This is a genomic window from Pontixanthobacter rizhaonensis (genome assembly GCF_012972675.1).
GTDB lineage: Bacteria > Pseudomonadota > Alphaproteobacteria > Sphingomonadales > Sphingomonadaceae > Pontixanthobacter > Pontixanthobacter rizhaonensis.
The window spans coordinates 975,592-1,002,250 of the sequence record NZ_JABCRE010000002.1; the positions used below are offsets into that span (position 1 = coordinate 975,592).

Below are 26,659 nucleotides of genomic sequence, written 5' to 3' on the forward strand. Positions count from 1 at the left end.
TTGTTTTTACCTTACAGAGGCGCAAATTTTCCTGAGCATGGGGACAGTTGGACCAAATTCCATCTTCATGGATGGTTCAAGCCAATGACCATCCCGGAAACTTGCCCCAAATGCGGAGCGGAAATTTTGACAAAGCAATTTGAGAAAAAGGCCTAGGATGCCCAAACGTACTGACATTTCCTCCATCCTCGTCATTGGCGCTGGTCCGATTATTATCGGGCAGGCGTGCGAGTTTGATTATTCTGGCACGCAGGCGATTAAGGCGCTGAAGGAGGAGGGCTACCGCGTCATCCTCGTCAATTCCAATCCGGCCACGATTATGACCGATCCGGAATTTGCCGACGCGACCTATATCGAGCCGATTACGCCCGAGATTGTCGCCAAGATTATCGAGAAAGAGCGCCCTGACGCGGTGCTGCCGACGATGGGCGGACAAACCGCGCTGAACTGCGCCTTGTCGCTCGAATCGATGGGTGTGCTGGAGAAATTCGGCGTTCAGATGATCGGCGCGGATGCGGAGGCTATCGACAAAGCCGAAGACCGCCAGAAATTCCGCGATGCGATGGACAAGATTGGGCTTGAAAGCGCGCGCAGCGGCGTCGCGCATTCGGTCGAAGAAGCACACGAAATCCTCAAGCGTACAGGCCTGCCCAGCATAATTCGGCCCAGCTTTACGCTCGGCGGAACGGGCGGGGGCATCGCTTATAACAAGGCCGAGTTTGAGAAGATCGTCCGCGACGGTCTCGACGCAAGCCCGACCACAGAGGTTCTGATCGAGGAATCGCTGCTCGGTTGGAAAGAGTACGAGATGGAAGTCGTGCGAGACCGCGCTGACAATTGCATCATCATTTGCTCGATCGAAAATGTCGATCCGATGGGCGTGCATACGGGTGACAGTATCACCGTCGCGCCTGCGTTGACGCTGACTGACAAAGAATATCAGATCATGCGCAATGCCAGCATCGCTGTTCTGCGCGAGATTGGCGTCGAAACTGGCGGTTCCAACGTGCAGTTTGCGGTCAATCCCGCCGATGGCCGCTTGATCGTGATCGAGATGAACCCGCGTGTTTCGCGGTCGTCTGCCTTGGCGTCAAAAGCCACCGGCTTCCCCATCGCGCGCGTCGCGGCGAAGCTGGCGGTGGGCTATACGCTGGACGAGATCACCAACGAGATCACCGGCGCAACACCGGCCAGCTTTGAACCGACAATTGACTATGTCGTCACCAAAATCCCGCGCTTTGCATTCGAAAAATTCAAAGGCGCGAAGGATGAGCTCGCCACGGCGATGAAATCCGTCGGTGAAGTGATGGCGATTGGCCGGAACTTCCAGGAATCGATGCAAAAGGCCCTGCGCGGGCTCGAAACCGATTTGGATGGCTTCAACCGTGTCGTGGAACTCGAAGGGGTCAATCGTGATGTGCTGACCGGATCGCTTTCCAAACGCACGCCCGACCGTATTTTGAAAGTCGCACAAGCATTCCGCGAGGGGATGAGTGTCGAAGAGATCAACCAGATCACCGGCTATGATACGTGGTTCTTGCGGCAGATCGAACAGATTATCGCGACCGAAAAGCAGATCGCGGCTGACGGATTGCCCGGCGATGCCGCTGGTTTGCGCCGCCTGAAGTCAATGGGCTTCTCCGACAAGCGGCTTGCGACATTGGCCGTCCGTTCTGTCGGTGTGGCTGGCGGTATGGGTGAAACTCAGGCCCGCCGGTCCGGATTGCTGCATGACGCGCTGCAAGCGATGGCCGGCGCGACATCAGAAACCGAAGTGCGCGATTTGCGTGAGAAGCTGGGCGTACTGCCCGTATTCAAGCGGATTGATAGCTGCGCCGCCGAGTTTGAGGCGATTACGCCCTATATGTACTCGACTTATGAAGCCCCGACCTTTGGCGAGCCTGAGAATGAGGCGATGCCGAGCGACCGGCGCAAAATCGTCATTCTGGGCGGCGGTCCCAACCGGATCGGCCAAGGGATCGAGTTCGATTATTGCTGCGTTCATGCCTGTTTCAGTCTGGCAGAAGCCGGTTTTGAAACCATCATGGTCAATTGCAATCCGGAAACGGTTTCAACCGATTATGATACATCGGACCGATTGTATTTTGAGCCTTTGACTACCGAAGATGTGCTGGAAATCCTGCGGGTGGAGCAGCAGTCGGGCGAACTGGTCGGCGTGATTGTCCAGTTTGGCGGAATGACGCCGCTCAAACTGGCGCAAGCGCTGGAGGATGCGGGCATTCCTATCCTCGGCACCAGCCCTGACGCGATTGATTTGGCGGAGGACCGTGAACGCTTCGCCAAGCTGGTCAATTCTTTGAAACTGAAACAGCCTGACAATGGCATTGCCTATAGCCGCGATGAAGCCGCCGCAGTGGCTGCCAATATCGGCTATCCTGTCTTGCTGCGCCCATCCTATGTTCTGGGCGGCCGCGCGATGGAGATCGTCGATAGCGAGGCGCAGCTGGATGATTACATCAAAACCGCTGTGAACGTGTCAGGTGAGAGCCCGGTACTGGTCGATCAATATCTGCGCGATGCGATTGAATGCGATGTTGATGTGATTTGCGATGGCGAGCAAGTCGTTGTCGCGGGCGTAATGCAGCATATTGAGGAGGCCGGCGTCCACTCAGGCGACAGTGCGTGTACTATCCCGCCATATTCGCTGCCATCTGACATTGTGGACGAGATGGAACGTCAGGCAGAAGCGCTTGCGATGGCGCTCGGCGTGCGCGGTTTGATGAATGTGCAATTCGCTGTGAAAGACGGCGTTGTGTATCTGATCGAAGTCAATCCGCGCGCGAGCCGCACCGTGCCATTCGTCGCAAAAGCCATTGGTCAGCCAGTGGCGAAAGTCGCAAGCCGTGTGATGGCGGGTGAAATGCTCAGCAGCTTCCCCGCATTTAAGCGCGATTTGCCCTATATGGCGGTGAAAGAGGCTGTGTTCCCGTTTGGCCGTTTCCCTGGTGCTGACCCGGTTCTTACACCTGAGATGAAGTCTACTGGCGAAGTGATGGGCATTGATGCTGATTTCCCGACCGCGTTCCTGAAATCGCAATTGGGGGCAGGGGTCACTTTGCCGCAAAGCGGGGTCGTGTTTGTGTCGGTGAAAGAAGGCGACAAGCCGATTATCGTGCCAGCAGTGCGCACTTTGATTGAGTGCGGCTTCACTATTATCGCAACCAGCGGCACTCAGCGGTACTTGTCTGAGCAAGGCCTTCCGGTGGAGCGGGTGAACAAAGTCGCGGAAGGGCAGCCCCACATTGTCGATAAGATGATCGATGGGGAAGTTGCCTTGGTGATCAATACAACCGAGGGTTGGCAAAGCATGATCGACAGTAAATCGATCCGCGCCACCGCCTTGGAAATGAAGATTCCATACTACACGACCGCCGCCGCCTCGCTGGCCACAGCGGAAGCAATCAAGTCGGTAAAACCGAGTGAGCTTGAAGTCCGCGCACTCCAAGACTATTATAGCGTGTAAATAGACGCACTCTCCCGACATTGTTTTGCGGAAATGCGCTGTCCCTGTTGGACGGCACGGTACTGAATTGTCTCTTGGGAGGGGCACTGAAAGAAGATTGAGAGTTACGATGGATAAGGTTCCAATGCTCGCTGAGGGCTACGAAACACTGACTGCTGAATTGAAAGAACTTCGCGCGGAGCGTCCGCAGATTGTCGATGCCATCGAAGAAGCGCGGGCACATGGTGATTTGTCCGAGAATGCCGAATATCACGCGGCGAAAGAACGTCAGGGTCAGGTCGAAGCAATGATCGCTGACATTGAAAACAAAGTGACGCGCGCGCAGATTATCGATCCAACGACATTGTCAGGCGATAAAATCGTATTTGGCGCGACTGTCACATTGCTCGACGATGATGATAAGCCAATTAAATATCAAATCGTCGGCCAAACGGAAGCCAATGCCAGCAAGGGCATGATTTCTTACAGCTCGCCCATTGGCAAAGCGCTGATCGGAAAAAGTCTGGGTGATGAGATTGAAGTCACTGTGCCAGCCGGTGACAAGTTTTATCTAGTCGAAAAAGTCGAATATATTTGATCTTAAAATCGGGAGCAGCCGCTTACTTGAGCGGTTTTTCCATCGCGTAATTGTGGATCGCGACCCCGTCTAAATCAAAGTCACGGCGATGCGTGACCATGTATCCGGCCCGTTCAAAAGCTGGGCGGGCCAACTCGCTTGCCTCGGTATAGAGCCTGCTGACAGATAACGCCCGTGCGTAATCTTCGGCCGTTGCAAGCAAGCGGTCGGGTAAGCCCTTGCGGCTGTGGTCTGGCGAACAATAGAGCTGGTCTAAGTGACCATCCTTTTCGAACATCGCAAATGCGGCCGGAGCATCGCATTCATCAACAGCGACGAAGATGACTGCACCATTCGCTGCCAAGTCTGCCAATCGCGACGGATTATTATGCCGTCCTGACCAAACCGCAATTTGCTCGTTTGAATATCGCGCAGACCCAATATTTTCGATAGCCTCAACAGTCATCGCATGCAGAGCAGCACTGTCCTCGGCGCGAAACCGGCGGATGGAGTAGCGGGACATCGGATATGGTTGTTACGGTTTGATTAAACGCGCGGCGTCAGCAGTTTGTGCAGCGGAACAATTACATATTTCATTTCAGCATCATCGACTGTGCGCTGGGCGTTTCCGCGCCAAGCTTCTACCGCATTGTCATAATCGCTAAACACGCCAGCGACATGGATACTTTCCGGGTCCTGGAATTCCATAGAGCGCGGATCTTTTACACGGCCACCCATAACAAGGTGGAGAGTTTGCTTGACTTCTGTTTCTTCCATGGCTCGGCTCACAATCGGGGAGGGCTGACTAGCAGCGGATGTGGGTGCCAATAATGGAATTGCAGTGTCAAGCAACCCCGTCGACGCAGGCCGGTGCGTATCCTGCGATCCTGTTGCACTACTGCGTCGTTAGTGTTTGGCCGCATTTCCCATATCGCGAAGCGCCCGGCCAGCCTTCTTGCCAGCCTCCCGCGAAATCGATTTGGCAGCCGCCGCAGCGTTCCCACCACTGAAAATCGCCTTCCGTTTCAAAGCACCGGCATTGTCGGTGACTGTATCGGTTACATCTTCGAGCGCGTCTTTGCCGTCACTGACAACTTCGCCCAAGGATGCGAGTAGACCTGCCGCGTAGGCAAGGCCGATTTCTGAAGCGTAACCAGCAAATTGGCCAGCATTGGCTCCGGCCTTTTTACCTGCCTCGCGGCCGGGTTTGGTCATTGCACCGATCGCAAGGCCAAGCACGGCTACGCCGGCAATTGCTGCGAGCGGGTGGCGCTTAACAAAATCGGTTGCCATTTCGGCAGCGTCTTGCGCTGTGTCACCAGCCAACCGCAGAGCGTTACGCATCTCAGCCGCTTCGATTTTGGCTTTCAAGGCATTGCGTTTATCGGCGGCACTCATTCGGGTATCTCCACATGATTGGCTTCGTCGCTGCTGCCATCAATTTCTCTGGCCGTGCTGGGTTTAGTCTCACTGCCATCGGCATTGACGGCGGTGTCTTCACCATCATTGAACAACGACATTATCGGATTGCGAGCGAACCATAGAGCTATGGCGGCTACAAGAACCACCAGGATACCACGTTGGTCGCTCGCTTTGGCCGATGCCTGTTCCAACACATCATGCGCGCCTTCTGTCATCCGATTGGCAAACCGCTTGCCAATGTTTTTGGCACTGTGGTCTTGTTTGACCTGTTCAATGTCTGCTTTGACGACAGCTAGCGCGCTGTCGCGCAAAACTTTATCCTCGCGCAATTGACGATCAAATTTATCGCTCATTGCTCACTATCCTCAGCGGCGCCGGTTTTAAACGCGTTGGACAGGCTTAGAAACTTGGCCCGTGCCATCCATAGGAACGCAGCAACGCCAATCAAAAGCCCGCCAACTACAGCGAGAGTAGCACCGCCAGGGCCCATTAGCGGTATCAAAGTAATTATTCCGCCGATGACAGCGCCAATCAGGGCAAGATGCAGGAACGCCAATGCGGCCAGAATGTAGATAACACCCGACTTTGACCGGTTGGCCGCAAGCGAAATTCGCGACTTTTGAAAAGCCAGCTCGGCTTCCACATACGTTTTGCCATCGTCGATGAGCGCATTGACGTCAGCCTGCAAGGAGCGGTCCAATTCTGGCCGCTCCTCGATAGGTTCATTGGCGTCGTTCTCTGGCTCGCCGGAGTGATTACTGTTCGTCATTTGGTCGCCCTAGCGCGGACTGCGTCCACTAGCGAGAGCTTAGCGGCTGCTGCTGAACAGCCGCGCCACCATAAAGCCGATTACTGCCGCAATCCCGATAGCGGTGCCGGGGCTTTTGCGGACGGCTGCACGCGCATCCTCGCCAAGCTCTTCAACGCTTTTATTATCAATCTTAGCCGCAGTTTCTTGCAGGCTGCGTGACGCGCTGCGTGCGTAATCGCCATATTTTTCGCCAAGTTTCTCATCGATCAGTCCGGCGTTTTCGGACACAACTTTTCCAAGTGTAGCAATGCCGTCGCTGGTTTTCGCTTTGGCTTCAACAGCCAGTTCGCCAGCCCGTTCTTTGGCGTCACCGGCCCAGTCTTCGGAACGAACCTTCGCTTCATCGCGGTAGGCGGCTGCTCGCGTTGCGGCTTCACCCTTAAGGGCGGCCGCGCCCGCTTTCGCTTCTTCCAGCGCCGTATTGAAACGTGTCTTGGCCTCGTCGGTCGCTTCGACCTTTTTAGCCGGAGCCGCTTTCTTTGCTGCGGGCTTACGTGCTGCCGGCTTTTTTGCGGCTGCAGGTTTGGTGGTGGTTTTCTTTGCTTCTGCCATGAGTATTCCCTCGTATTCCATTCAATATGTTGACCAGTTCGCTTGCGATGCACCACGCGGGATGCTTCTGCATACGGTTTCTGGCCGCTCAATATTACAACGCAACTTGCGCCCTTTTGTTCCTGCGAATAAGGCCACATTGCACGCTGATCCACTACCAATATGGCGGTGTATTAGAGAATTACAACACCGTATCTTTTTTGCTTTCTCCGGAGCCTATTCATGACTGCGATTATCGACATCCACGGCCGCGAAATTCTTGATAGCCGGGGGAACCCCACGGTCGAAGTCGATGTATTGCTGGAAGACGGTAGCTTTGGCCGCGCTGCGGTCCCTTCCGGAGCCTCCACCGGTAAGCACGAGGCTGTCGAACTTCGTGATGGCGACAAGGGCCGATATCTAGGCAAAGGTGTTCTGAACGCGGTTGCCGCAGTAAATGGTGAGCTTGCGGACAGCCTGCTCGGCCTGGATGCGGAAGACCAACGCGATATCGATTTGGCAATGATCGACTTGGACGGTACGCCGAACAAGGCGCGCCTAGGCGCAAACTCCATCCTGGGAACCAGCATGGCAGTTGCGAAAGCAGCGGCTAGCGCGCGGGGGATGCCGTTATGGGCGTATGTTGGCGGTGTTTCCGCCCACGTTCTTCCAGTGCCGATGATGAATATTATCAATGGCGGTGAGCACGCCGATAACCCGATCGATATTCAGGAATTTATGATTATGCCAGTAGGCGCCGACAGCATGGCTGAAGCGGTGCGTTGGGGTGCTGAAGTATTTCACACATTGAAAAAGGGTTTGTCTGATCAGGGTTTGGCCACTGCGGTCGGTGATGAAGGTGGTTTCGCCCCTGACATCGCCAGTTCGCGCGCTGCGCTGGACTTTATCATGGCATCAATCGAAAAAGCTGGCTTCAAGCCGGGTGAGGACATTGCATTGGCATTGGATTGTGCCTCCAGCGAATTCTTCAAGAATGGCAAATATGAAATCTCTGGCGAAGGCAAATCTCTGTCGCCTACCGAAATGGCAGATTACCTCGCCGCATTGTGCAACGATTATCCGATCCGTTCTATCGAAGACGGTATGGACGAAGATGATTTTGAAGGTTGGAAGGCGCTGACCGATGCCGTCGGCGGCAAGGTCCAACTTGTGGGTGATGATTTGTTTGTGACCAATCCGGCGCGGCTGACAATGGGTATCGAAAAAGGCCTGGCCAATTCGCTGTTGGTTAAAGTCAATCAGATCGGCACGCTCACAGAAACGCTGGAGGCAGTGAATATTGCCCACCGCGCGGGCTACACATCTGTCATGTCGCATCGCTCTGGTGAAACCGAAGATGCAACGATTGCTGATCTGGCAGTTGCGACCAATTGCGGGCAGATTAAAACTGGATCGCTGGCCCGGTCAGACCGTTTGGCCAAATACAACCAGCTGATCCGGATTGAGGAAGAACTGGGCGCCAGCGCACATTACGCCGGGGCAGCCTGTTTCGGCTAATCGGGTTGACCCTCTCTCTGCAAGGCATAGGATGCGCAGCAGAGAGAGGAGAGTGGCTTGGAGAGATTCCCAACCACGCCGGATGATATTGAAGGGGCATTTCTAAGCGCGGCATTAGATGCGCAGGTAGTGTCATGCAGCAGCGTACCTATTGGTGCCGGGCTAGTGGGTGATAGCGCGCGAATATCAATTGAATATGCGCACCCCAATAGTGGGCCGGCAACTATCGCTGCAAAGTTTCCTGCGGCAGACCCGACAAGCAAAGGTACTGCGGTATCAATGCAGCTATATGAAAGGGAAGTCGGCTTTTATCGCGAAATCGCACCGAACATCGGTACGCGCACACCGATCACATATTTCGCAGAGCATGAGAAAGAGAGCGGCAATTTTCTGCTCTTGATGGAAGATTGCGGTCCTGCACAGCAAGGCGATCAACTGGCTAGTTGCTCAGTTTCCCAAGCCAGAGCGGCCATTAAGGCGCTGGCCGCTTTGCACGGCCCCACTTACGAAAACCCGGAATATCAGAATCTGCCATTCCTCGCGCCAAACCCTGACGTTAGAGCATTTGCTGCCGCCGGATACCCCGGGGCGAGTGGGAAATTTTCGTCAACATATGCCGGAAAGATACCAGATGATGTTCTGGCGTATATCTGCTCGCTTGCCGATCATTCGGAACAGTATTTCCTCGGCGAAAGTGGTCCGGCACCGTGCGTGATTCACGGCGACTTTCGCCTTGATAACATGCTGTTTGATATTGCTGGCGGCACAGAACCCGTCGCCATTCTGGATTGGCAGACCATCGCATTGGGTCATCCTTTGACAGATCTTGGCTATTTCATGGGAGCAGGAATTGGCAGTGGTCTGCGGCGCGAGAACGAGGTCGAATTTCTGGAGCTTTACCGCGGTGAATTGGTTGCTCAGGGCGGGCCGGATCTTGGTGATATCCGCGTTTCTGATGAGTATGCGCGCGGCGCATTGCACGGCATTTCAACAGCCGTGTTTAGTGCCGCCTTCGTGGAGCATACGGACCGAAGCGAAGCGATTTTTCAATCCATGGCAGTAGGCGGCGCAGAGCTGGCTATGGAGATCGACGCAATGCGCATATTGGAGGGTGTTGATGGTGCTGAGTAGAGGTGATGAATATCCGATCCATCAGACACCGGAACCGGTGGCATATTCCGGAACGGACCGGAATTTCTATGATCGCTATTTCTTCAATGGCTATGCCCCTGATGGTATTGAGTTTTTTGCACTGGCATTTGGCGTATATCCTCATTTGGATGTCGCAGATGCCCATTTTTGCGTCATCAGAGACGGTGTTCAGCATTGTATTCATGCCAGCCGCGAATTGGGTATGGAGCGGATGGAGCTATCCGTCGGCCCGATAAATATTGAGATCATCGAGCCACTGCACAAAATCCGGGTGAGCGTTGCAGAAACTGACGGAATATCTGCCCAATTTGAATTCAGCGGCAGAGCGTTCCCCATAGAAGAGCCTCGCTTCACCCACCGCATCGGGCCGCGGACCTTTATGGACTATACGCGAATGACCCAAAATGGCGGCTACACCGGGGAAATCACCGTGGATGGCGATACCCGTAGACTGGCTGATGGCACCTTGGGAACACGTGATCGAAGCTGGGGCGTAAGGCCGGTTGGAGCGCGGGATACGCAACCAATGCCAGGCGTGCCTGCGCCGACTTTCTTTTGGCAATGGACACCGATCAATCTGCCGAGTGGCAGCGTATTCTGGCATAAGAATGCACATCCGGATGGCACCAACTGGAACAGCCGCGCAGCGTGGGTGCCATTGGGCGGAGGCATAGATGATGTGGTTGAAGGCGAAGGGCGACTGACTTCAACTTTGAAAAGCGGCAGTCGCTGGCCGAGCTCTGCTCAGCTCCAGCTCAACGTGCCGGGCGCGCCGGATAGCATCCAGCTGACACCGCAATCGCGCTTTCAGATGCGCGGGCTAGGGTACACCTCACCAGATTGGGGACACGGTCAACATCAAGGCCCATTGAAAGTAGCGCGTGAAGATATCGGGCTGGAAGAACTGAATCCCCTCCAACCCGAAAATTTACACGTACAAATGATTTGTAATGCCGCCGCAAGCAATGGCGAGACCGGCATCGGTATATTAGAACAATTGATCCTCGGGCCCTATGCGCCGCTAGGCCTCAAAGAGTATTTCGACGGAGGCAGTTAACCTGCAAATTGTGCCTGTAGATTGAGCAGGGCGAGGGCCGCTTTAGCCGCTTCACCGCCTTTGTTCATTTGTGCGGGATCCGCTCTAACAATAGCTTGCTGCTCGTTCTCGGTTGTCAGGATGCCGTTACCAATCGCAATCCCGTCCATCGTCAAAGCCATGATTCCGCGGGCGCTTTCGCCGGCAACAATCTCGAAGTGATACGTCTCACCGCGAATAACCACGCCGATTGCCACGAACCCTGCATATTGCTGACTTTCGACAGCAAGCGAGATGGCGCCGGGTATCTCCAAAGCGCCAGGAACGGTGAGCACATCAACGTCATGGCCTGCATCTTCCAATGCAGAGCGTGCACCAGATACGAGCATATCGTTCAGGTGGTCATAAAATCGGGCTTCAACGATCAAAAAACGGGCCATTACGTACTCCTATGAGTGCGCCCTAGCCACTGGGGCAGCAAGAAGAAACCTTCATCTGCATCTCAAAATCCTGAACAGCTATTTGTGCCGACCAAATTATGGTTTACAAACTGGAAACAGCGTGTGTGACCGGAAGCACAACTGATTGCGCATTTGTCCTATAATGAGCGTAGCGGACGTAGGATTGAACGGTTCGTTGAGAAGGGGGGCGCATGAACCAAGATACAAAATATGCCGGGGCACTGATCGCATTTGGGGTGCTTTGTGTCTTAACCGGATTTAGCGTTTGGCTGGCGTGGAATACCCACGCCGCCGCATATATTGTTGACCCGGACGAGCTTGAGTCAGAGCTGCTGTTCCCTTGGCGTATTGCAACGTTTTTCATGGAACTGGGTACCGGCATCAACGCGATGCTGGCCGGTGTGTTTGCGATCGTTACTGCGGTGACAGGTTGGATGACCGAGATATTCGCAAAGCGTTGGCAGCTTGCTGCTATCATCGTCCTTTGTGTCGCTGGGCTTCTTTCCATCATCTATACCATGGTGGAAATTGGCACGGATGGCTTGTCTCAACTGCGGTTTTATGGCGAACTTTATACCGACCTTCCGGATCAAGAAAGCATCGCAGAGACAACATCAGCATTCAGAGCCTTTGGCAGTCAATTGATTGCTGCATTTTCGTTCTTTCTCGCTTCCCGATTGGGTATTTCAATCGCATCCGACGGCGGCCGGGTGCGGCAATTTATCGGTAAAACACTTGGTAAGGATGACGGAGAATGAAGCAGGTATTGCGACGGGCAGTAGCGTTTACAGCGACCCTCACTGCATCCGTTCCGATGGCGGCTCAGGCACAAAGCGTTGAGAATAACGTGCCTATCGTATTAACGTGGAACAATGAGGGCGGGGCCCCTACCGGGGCAGCGTTTGATACACGCAGCGGGGTCAAGACGTTTGAAAAGCAAAACAGGCGTTTGGTCGGGTCGCGGTCCAGCTCAGGCCAGGTTGTTGCTCATGATATATCGGTGAACTTTAAGGAGTTCTCTGTTCCGCTCACCATTCATACTTGGGCTGATGACACCCGGGTTCAGATCAATACTGAACTCTGGTCGGTCAGTTGCAGACCAGCTGATGTTCGGCGGATCAATGCGGTCAACAGCAGTTCCGGGCAAACCAAGATTATCGGCGCAATCATAGCGGCACATTATATCGCCGAAGCAGTTGGAACAGCGTGCCCTAAACCCGTACGGACCAAGATGCGGCAAAAGTACTTCACCTTGTCATGCAATCTCGCAAAGAAAGTCGATTTCTTCGGTTTGTCACAGGATGCAATGCGGGCCTATGCCATTAGCAAGGACACGGGGCAACGCGAAGCAGAGGCATGTCAGAGGGCTGTGCAGGGAGAGGCATTTCGCAAACTCAATGGCCGACTTGAACAGCGCATGCGCAAGAACGACCTATCGTCCGATCAAATTGCGCAGGCTCGCGAAATCAAGGCTGCTTTGGTAAATCTGTCGACTGACCCAGCTTGGTCTGAGGGTGCGGCGCAGTTCGATTTGGATGCCAATACCTTGGCAGCCTACGAAGCTAAACTTACCTACCGGGAATCCATTCTGGCCTCTAACGACAGGAATTACGCGGAAGCGTTGACGCTGAACCAAAAGCTGCAAGGTCAGCTGGATGATGCAGATGGCCGGAGAGTTCTGGGAAAGGTGAGTATTAACGAACGCCTTCTTACTCAAGATGCCGCATTCTTTACGACAAGAATTGATCAGGCAGCAGCGCAAGAGGCACTGAATTCTGCTGCCGCTACGGCCAACATTGACCAATCCGGCATCTGACTTTTGAAATAAAGGTGGTGGACGCACCAGGGTTCGAACCTGGGACATGCTGATTAAGAGTCAGCTGCTCTACCAACTGAGCTATGCGTCCACATACTCTGCATGCAGTGCGCTTGCCTATCTAATGAAGCCAGACCGGTTCTGTTCCCGGTTCCACCGATTGACCATCATTAAAGTGCCAATGCAGATCATGTTGGTCATCATGGATGATCCGCCGTGGCTCATAAATGGCAACGGTATGCCAACCACGGGTGCCAGCCCCATGACCATCATCAGATTGATCGCAACGTAGAAGAACATTGTTGCCACCATGCCTGCAGCCAACAGCTTGGCGAACCGGTCATTGGCAGTCTTTGCAACGTTGAGACCCCACCGCATTATCAACGCGAAGATGAGGAGCACCAGAATACCGCCCAACAGGCCCCATTCTTCAGCCATCGTGGCGAAGACAAAATCCGTGTGCGGCTCCGGCAGATAATTGAGGTGGCTTTGAGAACCTTCGTTGAAACCTTTGCCAGAAAAACCGCCAGACCCGATGGCAATTTTCGATTGGGTGATGTGATAGCCTGACCCCAGCGGGTCGCTTTCGGGATCGAGGAATGTTGTGACCCGTCTTTGCTGATAATCCTGCAAGCCGAAGAAAAACGCCAGGGGGGTCGCGATCGCAGCAGCCACGCCGCCAGCGACAAACCAGCGCATGGGCACCCCCGCAAGAAACATTACAACAACCCCGCAGAATACGATCGCCAGCGACGTTCCCAGATCGGGTTGAAGCAGCACCAAGCCGACCGGTGCAATAATCAGGGCCGCAGCGGGCACTACAGCCCTCCAGCTTGCGATCATCCCGCTGGGCAAAGTTCCGTAAAAGCTCGCTAAGGCCAGAACGATTGTCGGCTTCATCAATTCGGATGGCTGGATCCGCAAAAAGCCCAGCTCTAGCCACCGCTGGCTGCCACCTTTAACCGCGCCCATCACTTCCACACCGACCAGCATGATCAGAACGACACCGAAAACCAGGTACGCAGCCGACTTCACGAAATTGCGTGGAAACCACACAATGATCGAAGCCATCACGAAGAACACGGCAAACCTGATCAGGTGGGAGCTAGCGAACGGTTGGAAATTACCACCGGCCGCCGAATATAAAACGGCCCCACCAAACGCCACCAGAATGAATAGCGGGATCAGCATTTGCCAAGGTTGGCGCGCGATCGGTGCGGGAATTACAGAATTCATCGCGGCGTTCCTGTCCCGCTACCGGTGCTATCACCGCTATTCGACCGGCCTTGTCTGACCGTGTCAGTGTTCTCAGCGAATTCCTCCGCTTGCTGTGCAGCCATTCGGGCTTCCGCATCGACACGGTCAAATATTTCTTCTGCGCGGGGCGGGGAAGGCGGAATTTCCGCGCCCGCTGCCTCTGCATAGCGAGCGTATTTTTGCGCCAAACGCTCCTTAGCATTTCCTCCCCATTGCCGTTCATAGCTGCGTAGCGCATCCATGCCTTTGGCGGGGTCGAACAGGAATGTCATGATATCCCGGGCGATCGGGTAAGCAGAGCCTGATCCACCGCCATGCTCAATCACCACGGCTCCTGCATATTTGGGTTTGTCGAGTGGAGCGAAGAATACAAACAATCCGTGGTCCCGGAATTTCCAGGGACCGGTTCTGCCGTCTGACACGTTAAGGCCGACAACTTGTGCGGTCCCCGTCTTACCAGCGATCTGGATACCATCGAGCGGTAGACGTGCCCGCCGAGCAGTTCCGGCACCGTTGACGACATCACTCATCGCCTGGCGGAGATAGGCCAAGTGTTCCTCATCAAAGCCCATATCGGCAGGTACGGGCACTTTCTGGTCCATGGTAAGGCGCGGCGACAATCGTTTGCCCGTTGCAAGCCGTGCCGACATTACTGCCAATTGCAGAGGATTGGCCAGATAATACCCCTGACCGATACTGGCATTGACCGTGTCGAACGTCCGCCAGGGCTCTCCGTACTTTTCTTCTTTCCAAGCCGGGGTGGGAACAGTTCCGTAAAACTGGCTCGTAACAGGAAGCGGGAATTGACGACCCATCCCAAGACGTTTTGCCAGCGCTGCGATTTTGTCAAAGCCGACTTGCTGTGCGAAATGATAAAAGTAGCTGTCACAGCTTTGCGCGATGGCCTTGTTCATATCAACCACGCCGTGATTGCTGTGACAGTTGAAAAAGCGGCTGCCGATACGCCGGCCGCCACCGCAAACGATTGTTTCGTTTGGATCGATACCTTCTTGCAAGAAGGTCATGCAGTGCATGGGTTTTATCGTTGATCCAGGCGGGTACAGGCCCTTCAATACCTTGTTGCGCAGCGGCACACGCTCGTCTTCGCGCAGCATTGCATATTCAATGCTGCCAATGCCTGACGAAAAGCTGTTCGGATCAAAACTGGGCATGGAAGACATACACAGCAAGTCTCCGGTGTCGCAGTCCATCACAACTGCAGAACCGGACTCAAGCCCGATGCGGCGTGCAGCATAATCTTGCAGCGGCCCATCAATGGTCAGTTTCACAGGGCTGCCCTGGACATCGGGGCGAGTATCAAGATCGCGAATGATCCGGCCTGACGCGGTTACTTCCACCCTGCGGGCACCGGCTTCCCCGCGTAGTTCCTGTTCGAATTGTTTCTCTAACCCGTCTTTGCCGATTTTGTAGCCTGGTGTGACAAGCAACGGACTACGATCGATCTCGTACTCCTCGGCAGAGGCAGGGCCGACATATCCAATCAAATGGCCAACTGAGGGTCCGGTTGGATAAAATCGAGAATAACCCCGTTGAGGAACCACGCCGGGCAAATCGGGCAAGCGAACGCTTATCGCCGCAAATTGTTCAAACGACAGCCCTGTTCCGATTTCCACCGGTTGGAATCCGCGCGCATCAGCGACAGTCTCTTTCAGATCACGTAAGGCCACAGCGTCCAAACTCAGCAGTTCGGCCAGCGTATCAAGCGTCCGTTCCGGATTAACCATCCGTTCCGGAATAACGTCAACGCGGAAATCGGCACGGTTGGATGCTAGCGGCGCTCCGTTGCGATCCAGCAACCAACCACGGCGTGGCGGGATGAGGGTAAGATTGACCCGGTTGCTCTCTGACTCAACCCGGTATTTCTCGTTCTCTGCAATGGCGATGTAGGCCATTCTCCCCGCAAGTAACGTCCCAACGCCCGCACCAACAGCGGTAATGACAAAACTGCGCCTGTCATATCTGCTTGCCAATGTTGATGCATTAACGGTCGGAGGCCGCTTTTGAGATTTACGCCGCTTGCCAAACGCCATCAGCCAATCTTCCAAAAGCGCATCAGGCGCACCCGATCCAGACGCGCCACTTGCCTGGCGATAACGGGAAAAAGCAATATCGCGATGAGCAGCTGTGGGACGAGGGCGACAACGGCCTGCCAATCTAGAGAAGCACCCGATAGTAAGGCGCCCAGCAACAGATATAGCGTGATGATCACAACAGCGCTCAGCCAATCCTGTATAAAGCCCCGCCAAGGGAAACGGGCTTCCAACACTTCAACGCTGATCAGAGCCAGCGACCACAGCATAATGGCAGACCCGAATGGCTGGCCGCTGAACAAGTCATCGATCATTCCCAGTGGGAAACCAGCCCAAATAGGAAACAGCCCCGGCCGAACCATCCGCCAAGCGAGCAAAGTGATGAAGCCCAAAGGCGGCATTAAGGGAACTGCACTGGCGATCGGTACAATCGACAGGATCGAACCGCACACAACCGTCAGCAGCGGGATACAATAGGCAAGGGTAGGGGAGTGTGCCCGGTTGATCCGGCTGCCATAAGCGTCACTACGTGCGGATGGCGCGAGGCGGTCCATTACGGCTCCAACGGCGCATCGGCAGGCTGTTCAGCACTTTCGATGGTTTCCGGAAGCCAGATCGATTCCACAGTAACAAAATTTGTTGCCGCAGGATCGCTAACTATCCGGGCGACAGCCCCGTCATCTGTCACCTCGGTCACAATTGCTACCGCGATCCCTGGTTCGTAATATCCGCCAGAACCACTGGTTACCAGCATATCGCCTTCTTCCAGAGGGTTCACGCCAAGATTGATCAACCGGATTTGTAACAAGCCATCGCCGCGCCCCTCAGCGAATGCAACCACATCTTCATCCGCCAATCGGACGGGCAAGATGCTTTGACTGTCTGTGAGCAACAAGATGCGAGCGGTTCCAGGGGAAACCTCCAGCACCCGGCCAACGACGCCGCGCGCACTGCGCACGGGCATGCCGGGTTGCACTCCGTCGGATGAACCAGCGCCAATATAGGCAAAACGCCGGCTGCTGGATGATGTTGATCCGATCATGCGCGTTACAGTGACAGATCTATCGCTTGCTTCGGTCAGAGACAGCAGTTCTTTCAGCCGAGCATTTTCCTGGCTTACAGCCTCCGCCTCCGCCAACCGGATACGGGCGAGTTCTACTTCTTTTTTTAGATGAGCATTTTGACCGCCAGCTTCCAAATATCCTGAGATGGCATCGAACAGGCTTTGGCCGCTGGTGCGCGCGGTGGCACTGGCTTCGCCGACCGGCTGAACGATAAGGTCCGAGGCCACATTCCGCGGGCCTGAAAAGCTACCGGGCTGCCACAGAGACAGCCCCAGCAAAACAGCACCAATTAGCGCACCAATCCCGGCGACGACATAGCCCGTAAAGGTACCATATTGCGCCCGTCGTGAGTAACTGGAGCGCCGGGATGTCGACGCCATGGCGCTTCTCCCCTTAGGCGGTCATCAACACGCCGCGATAGATCGGATCTTCCATCGCCCGGCCCGTTCCCACCGCGACGCAAGACAGCGGATCTTCTGCAATACTTACAGGCAGGCCGGTTTCTTCGCGAAGATGCTCGTCCAATCCCTCGATCAGCGCACCGCCACCGGTCAGAACAATCCCTTGATCGACGATGTCCGCAGCAAGTTCAGGTGCGGTGTTTTCAAGCGCAATCCGCACGCCTTCGACAATCGCTCCGATTGGCTCTGCCAAAGCCTCAGCAATGTGAGCTTGATTGATGCTAATTTCTTTAGGCACACCGTTGACCAAATCGCGGCCCTTCAATGTGATGGTCTCGCCAATGCCGTCTTCTGGCACCATAGCGACGCCGTAATCTTTCTTGATCCGTTCTGCTGTCGATTCACCGATCAGCAAATTGTGGTGCCGGCGGACATAGGAAACGATTGCCTCGTCCATCTTGTCACCTCCGGTACGAACCGATGTGGTGTAAGCAAGACCGCGCAGGGACAGCACAGCGACTTCTGTCGTGCCGCCGCCAATATCCACAACCATAGAACCAACCGGCTCTGTTACAGGCATATCTGCGCCAATAGCCGCTGCCATAGGCTCGAGGATAAGATAAACCTCGCTTGCCCCTGCATTGCTTGCTGCGTCACGTATCGCCCGGCGTTCAACCGATGTGGAACCTGACGGGACACAGATTGTAATCTCTGGATAGCGGAACATGCTTTTCGATCCATGCACCTTGCGAATGAAGTGCTTGATCATTTCCTCAGCGATTTCGATATCAGCGATAACACCGTCGCGCAGTGGGCGGATGGCTTCGATGCTGTCGGGTGTTTTACCCATCATCATCTTGGCTTCGTCTCCGACTGCCTTAACTTTCTTGAACCCGCCGATGGTTTCCATCGCAACCACGGATGGCTCATTAAGAACGATTCCCTGATCCTGAACATAGACCAGCGTATTGGCAGTACCGAGGTCGATTGCCATATTTTGCGAACCGATTTTGAAGAGTCGGGAAAAGAAGCTCATCCGAAGTGTATTCCGTAAAATTTATGGGCCTTTGCCGCGCGAACTTGCGAGAGATGCAACCCAATTATGACAGGGATGAAAGCCTCTTAACGAAACCCTCCGGAAAAGGCCAAAAATTTATGTCGGTAGTGCACCGCTTTTTCCACTGCCAAACTCGAATTTGCGCCGCTTCGTCGCTACCGCTGCATTTCCATGCCGATTATTCGCCGTCTCCCAGAAACTTTGGTCAACCGCATCGCTGCTGGCGAAGTGGTCGAACGACCTGCCGCTGCACTTAAAGAACTGGTGGAAAATGCCATAGATGCAGGATCTTCGCGGATTGCCATTCACATTGTTGATGGCGGCCTGACCCGGATAGAGATCGCTGATGACGGGTGCGGGATGGCGCCCGATCAAATAGCCTTGGCATTGGAACGCCACGCAACATCCAAGCTGCCGGATGAGGCGATTGAGCAAGTGGCAACGCTGGGTTTTAGGGGGGAGGCACTGCCATCTATCGCCAGTGTCGCGAAATTTACGATGGAAAGCCGGCCGCGCGATGCGGAGCAGGGCTGGCGCAAGATCGTTGATCATGGCGCTTTGGTGGAGGACACACCGGCTGCCTTGCCGCCCGGTACGCGGGTTCGGGTCGAAAACCTGTTTGCCAAACTCCCCGCGCGCAGGAAATTCTTGCGCACCCCGCGCAGCGAGTATGGCGCCTGCCTTGACGTTGTACGCCGTCTGGCGATGGCTCGGCCTGATATTGCCTTTACTTTTGAGCATGGGGAACGGCGCGTGCTGGCCGTGCAGGGCCGAGAGAGCGTCGAAACGCGCGTCGCCGGAATTGTTGCCAGAGAATTGGCGGATAATGGCGTGCTGATTGATTTGGAACGGCCAGCACCGAGTGGTGCGATGCGCTTGACCGGCGTGGCTGGATTGCCGACCTATAATCGCGGGGTGGCTGATCACCAATATTTATTCGTCAATGGCCGGCCAGTGAAGGACCGCTTGCTGACCGGGGCGGTTCGCGGCGCATATGCCGATATGTTGGCGCGTGATCGGCACGCAGTTCTGGCGCTGTTTCTGGAGCTGCCGCCGGAGGATGTAGACGTGAATGTCCATCCCGCCAAAACCGAAGTCCGCTTTCGCGATAGTCAGGCTGTTCGGGGTTTTATTGTGTCTGGCCTTCGCCAAGCGCTCGGAACAGGCGACCGCAGGAGCGCACAATCCCCAGACGCTGCGGCAATGGGCCGCTGGCAATCAGAACCTTTCCAGCAGGAACCCGCCCCTGCGCTTCGATCCATGTTTGAAGGGCGCGATTGGGGCCGCAGCCAGCCTTCCCATGTAGCATCGCCGTCGCAGCCCTATCACGGGTTTGAAAATGAGGATCTGGCTGCACCACAGGGCCGCGCCGAAGTGGCCGAGGATATCGGGGCTGAGGCTGACAAATACCCGCTCGGTATCGCCCGCGGGCAAGTCGCCAATACCTATGTCGTGGCAGAGGCCGCCGATGGTTTGGTGATCGTCGATCAACACGCCGCCCACGAACGTTTAGTGCTGGAACGCTTGCGCGCCGCGGGCGCAGAAGACGCGATAAAGCGCAGTCAGGCGTTGCTAATGCCCGATGTGGTCGAGCTGGAGGAACCCGACTGTGACCGGTTAGAAGACGCCATCCCTAAAATGGCCGAACTTGGGCTGGTTATTGAACGGTTCGGTCCGAATGCGATGTTGGTCCGCGCGGTCCCTCACGCTTTGGGTAAAGCCAATCCAGCCAAGCTGCTGCAAGACATAGCCGATGATATCGCCAAGCACGGGGAAGCCATCCTGCTGGGCGAGAAACTCGATTTGGTGCTGGCAACAATGGCGTGCCACGGATCGGTCCGGGCAGGGCGGACGCTCAGCGTCACCGAAATGAATGCTTTGCTGCGAGAGATGGAAGTCACCCCGCGCTCAGGCCAATGCAATCACGGCCGCCCGACTTGGGTGAAGTTGAGCATGGATGATGTCGAGAAGCTATTCGGGCGGCATTGATACCCTAACCTCAGCCCTCAATCGGCGCATCGGGATTTCGGACTTGGATGAGCCCGTTTGAGGTCATTTCCAGTACTACATCACCATCTTGATTGATCGTTTTCTGGGTCGATTTGAAAATACCCATTTCTGGGCGCGACTTGCTTCGCCGTTTTTCGATCAGAGTGGTTTCAACGCGCAACGTGTCGCCGGGATAGACCGGTTTTTTCCAGCGGAGTTGATCAACGCCAGGACTACCGAGCCCGGCCTGCTTGTTGACCTTCATATTTGCTACCATCATTGCCATAGTCATGGAACATGTGTGCCAACCGCTCGCGGAAAGCCGCCCGAAATGGGTCGCAGCCGCAGCATCATCGTCGAGATGGAACGCTTGCGGATCATACTTGCCCGCAAATTCTATCACTTCTTCGCGAGTTACTTCGTAATGACCGAATTTCTGGGTGGAACCGATTTCCAGATCTTCAAAATACAGCATCGCGAATTTGCTCCGATTACACGTTGAACTTGAAGTTCAGAATATCGCCGTCCTTGACAAGATAGTCCTTCCCTTCTTGCCGCAGTTTACCGGCTTCGCGTGCGCCGCTTTCACCCTCGCAAGCGATAAAATCATCATAGGCGATGGTTTCCGCTTTGATGAAGCCGCGTTCAAAGTCAGAATGGATTTCGCCAGCAGCTTGCGGGGCCTTTGCGCCCATCGGGAAAGTCCATGCGCGGGATTCTTTGGGGCCGGCAGTGAAGTATGTCTGCAATTGGAGTAACTCATAACCGGCACGGACCACACGGGCGAGGCCGCTTTCGCTGAGACCCAATTCGGACAGATATTCTCCGCGATCTTCCTCTTCCATTCCGACCAGCTCGGATTCGATGGCCGCAGAGACAACTACGGATTGGGCGCCCTCAGCAGAGGCCTTTGCCGCTACTTGTTCGGACAGCGCGTTTCCGGTCGCTGCGTCCTCTTCCGCCACATTGCAAACATACAGAACGGGCTTTGCAGTCAGCAGCTGTGCCTGATGAAACACCCGCTCTTCCTCAATATCTTTGGGCTCTGTCAAACGGGCTGGTTTCCCGGCACGCAGCAGCTCAAGCGCTTGACCAAGAACACTGGCAAGAACCTTCGCGTCTTTGTCGCCTGCCTTGGCCTTCTTTTCGGCCGCAGGAACACGCTTCTCGAGGCTTTCCAAATCGGAGAGCATCAATTCGGTCTCTACCACTTCGGCGTCGGTTGTCGGATCAACTTTGTTGGCGACATGTTGGATGTCATCATCTTCAAAGCAGCGCAGTACGTGGACGATGGCATCCACTTCGCGAATGTTGCCGAGGAACTGGTTGCCCAAACCTTCGCCTTGGCTCGCACCTTCGACAAGGCCGGCAATGTCAACAAAGGCGAGCTGCGTCGGGATAATCTTCGCGCTACCGGCAATGGCGGCGATTTTGTCGAGCCGTTCGTCCGGTACGGAAACCTGCCCGACATTAGGTTCAATGGTGCAAAACGGATAATTGGCCGCTTGGGCAGCCTGCGTCTCTGTCAACGCATTGAACAAGGTGGACTTACCAACATTGGGCAGCCCGACGATCCCACAACGGAAACCCATCACACACTCCGGTATATAAACAAGACGCGGCCTTTAGCGAGCGTCCCTGCTAAAGGCCAGTGCGTGTTGTTCAAATCATCAAACGTTATGGACCGCCTTGATCATTGGACCATAGGGGCTTTCGCCAAGCCAGCCGATTTGCGCCTTGGCTGACACTTCATTGATGGCGACTTGCGGCTTGGAACCGGGATGCACCGGACGGCGAAGAGGGCGCGTGCCTGCTGGCATAGCAATAATCTCTGCAATTGCATTGGGTACATCCATCGGATCGGTCGAGCCGCCATTATTGGAGGCAGAACGAAGCCGCGTCACCATCGCTTCATACCCGTTCAAATGCTTGTCCTCCGCGCGATCCAATAGCCCTTGGGTCAGAGCGTTGCTGTTCGCCCAAATCTCTGTCGGGTAGCCGCCGGGCTGGATGATCGTGACCTCGATATTGTGGGGCGCGAGCTCATAGGCCATTTGCTCGCTCATGGCTTCCAAAGCGAACTTCGTCGGGGAGTATTGACCAAAACCTGGCAACATGACGCGGCCGAGCTGAGACGATACGTTGAATATCTGACCTGACTTGGCAGCGCGCATGGCGGGCAGGGCGGCCCGAGCCATACGCTGCGGACCAAATACGTTGGTATCGAATAAGAGCTGCGTCGCAGCCATGTCTTGGATCTCTATCGGCCCGGCGGTAGAAATCCCTGCATTGTTGACCAGAACATCCAGCGCGCCGCCAGCCAAACGTTCAGCCTCGGCAACGCCGGCTGCAACCTGGGCGTCATCGGTTACATCAATTTCAAGGACGGTAATATCGAGCCCTTCGTCGCTGGCCAAAGCACTGAGTTCACTCGCTGCCGGGCGGGGCAAGTTGCGCATAGTGGCGAACACTTTAGCGCCTTTGCGCGCGTAATCTTCTGCCATCAAACGGCCAAAGCCAGATGAGCAACCAGTGATCAAAATTGTTTTCCCTTTTACCGATCCCGCCGGTTTGATCATATCTGACTGCGCCGCGGCAGCGGTGGCGGCCAAAACGGTGGTGGCAGCTGCGCCGCCAAGTAATGCTCTGCGATTGATATTGGGCATCAGGAAGATCCTCTCTCGATCAGTGTTCTTATGTCGCAATGTACCGCACTGTCAGCGGTTTCAGCAAATGCGTCAAATCTTAGCTGTCAGCTAGCCTCATGGCCAGCTCGCTCATGAAACGCGGATCATTGCCTTGCGCCAGCCAATTCGCCTCTGCCCCGATCCCGCCAAGCATGTCGATCAGCATCGGTTGTTCGGCCTTGGCATAGTTGCCGAGCACATGGCCGTGGACCCGGTCTTTATGACCGGGGTGGCCGATACCAATACGGACACGGCGAAATTCTGCATCAAGATGCTGGGTGATCGACCGAAGGCCATTATGGCCAGCATGACCGCCGCCCTGTTTTACCTTCACCTTGAATGGCGCAAGGTCCAGCTCGTCATGAAAAACTGTCAGCGCATCTGTGCCCAGCTTATAGAACCGAAGTGCTTCCCCAACAGCCCGGCCGCTTTCATTCATATATGTGGCGGGTTTCAGCAGAAGGATCTTCTCGGTCCCAATTCTGCCTTCTTGTACCCAACCTTGGAACTTCTTCTGGACCGGTCCGAAATTATGCATTTCGGCAATAACATCTGCCGCCATGAAGCCGACATTGTGCCGGTGCATCACATATCCCGGTCCGGGGTTTCCAAGGCCTGTCCAAATTTGCATGATCAGTAGGTAGTCACAATCAGCCGATGCGTGAAGTGGTTCAGATACAAAAACACCGGCCGTGCTTGCGCAGGGCCGGTGTCTTGAAATTGTTCAGCTAAGATCAGCTTATTCTGCTGATGCCTCGCCTTCAGCTGCTGCGGCTTCTTCGCCTTCAGCTTCTTCGCCTTCTTCGGTTGTATCGCCTTCAGCTTTCTTGAGCGCTGATGGAGCAACCAATGTTGCGATTGTGTAGTCACGGTCAGTGATCGCGCTTGTCGATCCCTCAGGCAGCGAGACTTCGCTGATGTGCAGGGAATCGCCGACTTCTTTGCCGGTAACATCGATTTCGATTTCGGACGGGATTTTGTCTGCTTCGCAAACAAGTTCCAGTTCGTGACGAACGATATTGAGAACACCGCCTTTTTTGAGGCCAGGTGAGGCTTCTTCGTTGATAAAGACTACTGGAATAGCGACTTCGATCTTCGAATCCTTCGACAGGCGAAGGAAATCGGCGTGGATCGGACGATCAGTAACCGGGTGGAATGCAACATCCTTAGGGATGGTACGAACCTTATCACCACCGATTTCAACCATGACGATTGAGTTCATGAAGTGACCGGTCATGAGCTGACGCATCAGCTCCTTGCCTTCGATGTGGATCGTTGTTGGTTCTTCTTTTCCGCCATAAATCACAGCGGGTACACGGCCCTCGCGACGCAATGCACGGGAGGCTCCCTTGCCTGCCCGTTCGCGCGCTTCGGCCGGCAGAGTAAGAGCGTCGCTCATAATAATTGCCTTTCAAATTGCATATTTCGTAATGTTCCGCGCCACGCCTCCAGGGATGACCATAGCTGCAGAAGAGCGGCCAACTAGTGTGCTTGCCCGTATTTGGCAAGCAAAACCGCCTATTGGATACGGGTAACTGTATAGCCCTGCTGGCGCAGCATATCTGGTAAGCCATCTGATCCGGCCATATGGGCAGCACCAACCGCGACCATTATCGGTCCGGTGTCGGGGAACAACACTTGCAATTGCCGGACCCAATCCTGATTGCGCTGGACAAGCAAGGCTGAACGCAGTTCTGGATCTGCGAGCATTCCCTTCATGCTTTCTTGTTCAAGCGCCTGCATATCGCCCTTGATCCATGTAGCAACTAAATCGCTTGGCTTGCCAGCATCCGTTTCCTGCGTTTCATCAATCACAGCGTGGAGGAGATCGATCTGTTCTTTGGCTGGTAATTGGTCAAATATACCGAGTTGCCGCGCGGTGCCTTCGAGCTCAATCAACAGGCGGTTGCCGGAACTGCGGATTAACGCGCGGTCTACTCCGTTTTCGGAATCTCCAACGCTTTGCAATTGAGCCAACGTAATGGCGGCGGCCCAGGTGTCGGTGGATTGAAAGTGACCTTGGTCAAAGTCCCCCTTTGCCATCATCCGCTCAAGCTTCTTCACGCGATCGGAAGATACCCGTTCAACCAATGCGAGCTGCCTGGGTGACAGGGCCAATTGGTAAAATGTGCGCGCTAAAGCTTGCTGATCGTCGAGATTTGCAATCTCCACCGCCAATGCCTCGGATTGTTGCAAAGCCCTGTCCAGAGCTTCCGTCCGCCATCTGACGCCGTCGGGCAGGGCATGGATGGTGCCGAACAACCAGCCTTCTGTATTGCCCGCATCGTCCGCTACCAACCACAAGGCGGGCGACGGCTTATCCGCCGTACCCGCCTCATTATTGTCAGACAAGACACTTCCGCAGCCCGACAGCAGCACAAGTGCCGCCAAAGGGCCGAAGAAATATTTCGAGATCATTATTGGACCCGAGTAACCTCAATATCGCGATCTTCAAGCATATCTTGAACGCTTTTCTCGCCAGCCAAATGTCCTGCACCCACAGCAATAAATACCGTGCCGGGTGTATCCATCCGGTTATCAATCCAATCAGTCCAGTTGGCGTTGCGGTTATACAGCAAGGCTTCGGCCAATACCGGGTCACTAAGCCCTTCGTTCATCAATTCTGCAAGAGCGTCAGCATCACCTTCTGCCCATTCGTCAACCATCTTGTCGAGCATTGGGACGACATCGTCTATGTTGGTCGCTACTTCCATCATGTAATTAACTTGAACGTTCATTGGCAGACCATCAAAAACACTGGTTTGGAATGCCACTGTTTCCAATTCGCCGCGCGCCATGTCGCCGGCCTTTTCTTCCAAAGCTGATTCCACGCCAGCATCGGGCGAGTATCCCTTTTGCAGCAACGGGATAATCGACATGTTCATTGCTACGAACCACGGTTCAAAACCATCAAATGCAGGTGCGGGGACGCCAAGCTTGCCCAATGCCGCTTCGTAAGCAGCTTTCTGTTCTTCGTTCAGAAGATCACGGACTTTACGGCCATCGGTGAAAGACCCTTCGCCCATCATGTACTGACCAGCTGCTGCCTCAGAGCCTTTTTCCATGTGGATTTCGGTAACTAGCTTGTCCGAAGCCGCCAGGGCGTTCGCTACTTTTGGAGTGTACCAATCGATACCTTCAGGCAGCAAATGGACAGTCCCAAACAGATAGATCGTGGTATCTTCGTCTGCGACTTTCCAAAGCGCCGGGCCAGCTGGTTTCGCATCCTCAATAGCTACTTCGGTCGATGCCACAGGCGTCGGCTTTTGCTGCTGCTGGGCGCAAGCAGTTGTTGAAAATAGCATTGCGATGCCAGCGGCAGTCGAAGCGAGAGCGTTTTTGTAGGTGTTCATTACATTACCTTTC

The 26,659-nt window shown here is 54.8% G+C and carries 27 protein-coding genes and 1 tRNA gene; 8 read left to right on the plus strand and 20 right to left on the minus strand.

Annotation, left to right across the window (positions count from 1 at the left end; genetic code table 11):
* The first annotated feature begins 157 nt into the window (after positions 1-157).
* A complete protein-coding gene (gene carB / locus HKD42_RS04620; RefSeq protein WP_170010731.1) occupies positions 158-3,484 on the plus strand; it encodes a carbamoyl-phosphate synthase large subunit in 3,327 nt (1,108 codons plus the stop codon).
* Between the two features lie 109 nt (positions 3,485-3,593).
* Positions 3,594-4,061, plus strand: coding sequence for a transcription elongation factor GreA (greA, locus tag HKD42_RS04625; protein WP_170010733.1), 468 nt, complete (start codon positions 3,594-3,596; stop codon positions 4,059-4,061).
* 22 nt (positions 4,062-4,083) lie between these two features.
* Here the strand turns inward: greA and HKD42_RS04630 are convergent, their stop codons facing one another.
* The 6 genes from HKD42_RS04630 to HKD42_RS04655 all read right to left on the minus strand — a co-directional run bounded on the left by HKD42_RS04630 (position 4,084) and on the right by HKD42_RS04655 (position 6,825).
* Positions 4,084-4,563 carry a GNAT family N-acetyltransferase gene (locus HKD42_RS04630; protein WP_170010735.1) on the minus strand — a complete coding sequence of 160 codons (480 nt, stop codon included), beginning with the start codon at positions 4,561-4,563 and terminating at the stop codon, positions 4,084-4,086.
* A 23-nt stretch (positions 4,564-4,586) separates the two neighbouring features.
* Positions 4,587-4,817 (minus strand): DUF4170 domain-containing protein, encoded by a 231-nt coding sequence (locus HKD42_RS04635; protein ID WP_170010737.1) that lies wholly within the window; start codon positions 4,815-4,817, stop codon positions 4,587-4,589.
* A gap of 129 nt (positions 4,818-4,946) precedes the next feature.
* Positions 4,947-5,438: a hypothetical protein gene (locus HKD42_RS04640; RefSeq protein ID WP_170010739.1), complete on the minus strand. Its 492-nt coding sequence runs from the start codon at positions 5,436-5,438 to the stop codon at positions 4,947-4,949.
* Positions 5,435-5,815, minus strand: a complete 381-nt coding sequence (locus HKD42_RS04645; protein WP_170010741.1) for a hypothetical protein — start codon at positions 5,813-5,815, stop codon at positions 5,435-5,437. The genes HKD42_RS04640 and HKD42_RS04645 overlap by 4 nt, the downstream gene beginning before the upstream one ends.
* Positions 5,812-6,231, minus strand: a complete 420-nt coding sequence (locus tag HKD42_RS04650) for a phage holin family protein (RefSeq protein ID WP_170010743.1) — start codon at positions 6,229-6,231, stop codon at positions 5,812-5,814. The genes HKD42_RS04645 and HKD42_RS04650 overlap by 4 nt, the downstream gene beginning before the upstream one ends.
* Positions 6,232-6,270: 39 nt before the next feature.
* Positions 6,271-6,825, minus strand: coding sequence for a hypothetical protein (locus HKD42_RS04655; protein WP_170010745.1), 555 nt, complete (start codon positions 6,823-6,825; stop codon positions 6,271-6,273).
* 222 nt (positions 6,826-7,047) lie between these two features.
* On the opposite strand from HKD42_RS04655, the gene eno reads away from it, so the two are divergent.
* Genes eno through HKD42_RS04670 form a run of 3 tightly spaced genes read left to right on the plus strand, consistent with a single transcriptional unit; the run spans position 7,048 to position 10,531 of the window.
* A complete protein-coding gene (gene eno, locus HKD42_RS04660) occupies positions 7,048-8,322 on the plus strand; it encodes a phosphopyruvate hydratase (RefSeq protein WP_170010747.1) in 1,275 nt (424 codons plus the stop codon).
* A gap of 57 nt (positions 8,323-8,379) precedes the next feature.
* A complete protein-coding gene (locus HKD42_RS04665) occupies positions 8,380-9,453 on the plus strand; it encodes a phosphotransferase (protein ID WP_170010749.1) in 1,074 nt (357 codons plus the stop codon).
* Complete coding sequence (locus HKD42_RS04670; protein ID WP_170010751.1) at positions 9,440-10,531, plus strand: Rv3169 family protein; 1,092 nt, start codon at positions 9,440-9,442, stop codon at positions 10,529-10,531. The genes HKD42_RS04665 and HKD42_RS04670 overlap by 14 nt, the downstream gene beginning before the upstream one ends.
* Here HKD42_RS04670 and ribH read toward each other — a convergent pair.
* Positions 10,528-10,950, minus strand: a complete 423-nt coding sequence (ribH, locus tag HKD42_RS04675) for a 6,7-dimethyl-8-ribityllumazine synthase (protein ID WP_170010753.1) — start codon at positions 10,948-10,950, stop codon at positions 10,528-10,530. The genes HKD42_RS04670 and ribH overlap by 4 nt on opposite strands.
* A 212-nt stretch (positions 10,951-11,162) precedes the next feature.
* Between ribH and HKD42_RS04680 the strand changes: the two genes are divergently transcribed.
* Both HKD42_RS04680 and HKD42_RS04685 read left to right on the plus strand, forming a co-directional pair.
* Positions 11,163-11,729, plus strand: a complete 567-nt coding sequence (locus HKD42_RS04680; protein ID WP_170010755.1) for a hypothetical protein — start codon at positions 11,163-11,165, stop codon at positions 11,727-11,729.
* Positions 11,726-12,787 (plus strand): hypothetical protein, encoded by a 1,062-nt coding sequence (locus tag HKD42_RS04685; RefSeq protein WP_170010757.1) that lies wholly within the window; start codon positions 11,726-11,728, stop codon positions 12,785-12,787. Before HKD42_RS04680 ends, HKD42_RS04685 begins: the two co-directional genes overlap by 4 nt.
* A gap of 15 nt (positions 12,788-12,802) precedes the next feature.
* Here the strand turns inward: HKD42_RS04685 and HKD42_RS04690 are convergent.
* From HKD42_RS04690 to HKD42_RS04715, 6 genes are all read right to left on the minus strand, one after another.
* Positions 12,803-12,878: transfer RNA gene (locus tag HKD42_RS04690), tRNA-Lys, on the minus strand.
* Positions 12,879-12,904: 26 nt separating this feature from the next.
* Complete coding sequence (gene rodA / locus HKD42_RS04695; RefSeq protein ID WP_170010759.1) at positions 12,905-14,023, minus strand: rod shape-determining protein RodA; 1,119 nt, start codon at positions 14,021-14,023, stop codon at positions 12,905-12,907.
* Positions 14,020-16,095 (minus strand): penicillin-binding protein 2, encoded by a 2,076-nt coding sequence (gene mrdA, locus HKD42_RS04700; RefSeq protein ID WP_170010761.1) that lies wholly within the window; start codon positions 16,093-16,095, stop codon positions 14,020-14,022. The genes rodA and mrdA overlap by 4 nt, the downstream gene beginning before the upstream one ends.
* Complete coding sequence (gene mreD, locus HKD42_RS04705; RefSeq protein ID WP_170010763.1) at positions 16,095-16,649, minus strand: rod shape-determining protein MreD; 555 nt, start codon at positions 16,647-16,649, stop codon at positions 16,095-16,097. The genes mrdA and mreD overlap by 1 nt, the downstream gene beginning before the upstream one ends.
* Positions 16,649-17,539 carry a rod shape-determining protein MreC gene (gene mreC / locus HKD42_RS04710; RefSeq protein WP_170010765.1) on the minus strand — a complete coding sequence of 297 codons (891 nt, stop codon included), beginning with the start codon at positions 17,537-17,539 and terminating at the stop codon, positions 16,649-16,651. The genes mreD and mreC overlap by 1 nt, the downstream gene beginning before the upstream one ends.
* A gap of 13 nt (positions 17,540-17,552) precedes the next feature.
* Positions 17,553-18,596, minus strand: coding sequence for a rod shape-determining protein (locus tag HKD42_RS04715; RefSeq protein ID WP_170010767.1), 1,044 nt, complete (start codon positions 18,594-18,596; stop codon positions 17,553-17,555).
* A 192-nt stretch (positions 18,597-18,788) separates the two neighbouring features.
* Here HKD42_RS04715 and mutL point away from each other — a divergent pair, with 192 nt between their 5' ends.
* Complete coding sequence (gene mutL / locus HKD42_RS04720; protein WP_170010769.1) at positions 18,789-20,606, plus strand: DNA mismatch repair endonuclease MutL; 1,818 nt, start codon at positions 18,789-18,791, stop codon at positions 20,604-20,606.
* Between the two features lie 10 nt (positions 20,607-20,616).
* Here the strand turns inward: mutL and HKD42_RS04725 are convergent, their stop codons facing one another.
* The 7 genes from HKD42_RS04725 to HKD42_RS04755 all read right to left on the minus strand — a co-directional run bounded on the left by HKD42_RS04725 (position 20,617) and on the right by HKD42_RS04755 (position 26,646).
* Complete coding sequence (locus HKD42_RS04725; protein ID WP_170010771.1) at positions 20,617-21,081, minus strand: MaoC family dehydratase; 465 nt, start codon at positions 21,079-21,081, stop codon at positions 20,617-20,619.
* 16 nt (positions 21,082-21,097) lie between these two features.
* Positions 21,098-22,198, minus strand: coding sequence for a redox-regulated ATPase YchF (ychF, locus tag HKD42_RS04730; protein WP_170010773.1), 1,101 nt, complete (start codon positions 22,196-22,198; stop codon positions 21,098-21,100).
* A 78-nt stretch (positions 22,199-22,276) separates the two neighbouring features.
* Entirely contained in the window at positions 22,277-23,272 is a 996-nt protein-coding gene (locus HKD42_RS04735; protein WP_170010775.1) for an SDR family oxidoreductase, read from the minus strand.
* A gap of 79 nt (positions 23,273-23,351) precedes the next feature.
* A complete protein-coding gene (gene pth, locus HKD42_RS04740; protein WP_170010777.1) occupies positions 23,352-23,924 on the minus strand; it encodes an aminoacyl-tRNA hydrolase in 573 nt (190 codons plus the stop codon).
* Between the two features lie 108 nt (positions 23,925-24,032).
* The gene (locus HKD42_RS04745; protein ID WP_170010779.1) at positions 24,033-24,692 is read right to left on the minus strand and encodes a 50S ribosomal protein L25/general stress protein Ctc; all 660 of its coding nucleotides are present in this window, start codon (positions 24,690-24,692) and stop codon (positions 24,033-24,035) included.
* Positions 24,693-24,811: 119 nt separating this feature from the next.
* A complete protein-coding gene (locus tag HKD42_RS04750) occupies positions 24,812-25,711 on the minus strand; it encodes a TraB/GumN family protein (RefSeq protein WP_170010781.1) in 900 nt (299 codons plus the stop codon).
* Positions 25,711-26,646 (minus strand): TraB/GumN family protein, encoded by a 936-nt coding sequence (locus HKD42_RS04755; protein WP_170010783.1) that lies wholly within the window; start codon positions 26,644-26,646, stop codon positions 25,711-25,713. Before HKD42_RS04755 ends, HKD42_RS04750 begins: the two co-directional genes overlap by 1 nt.
* Positions 26,647-26,659: the final 13 nt, after the last annotated feature.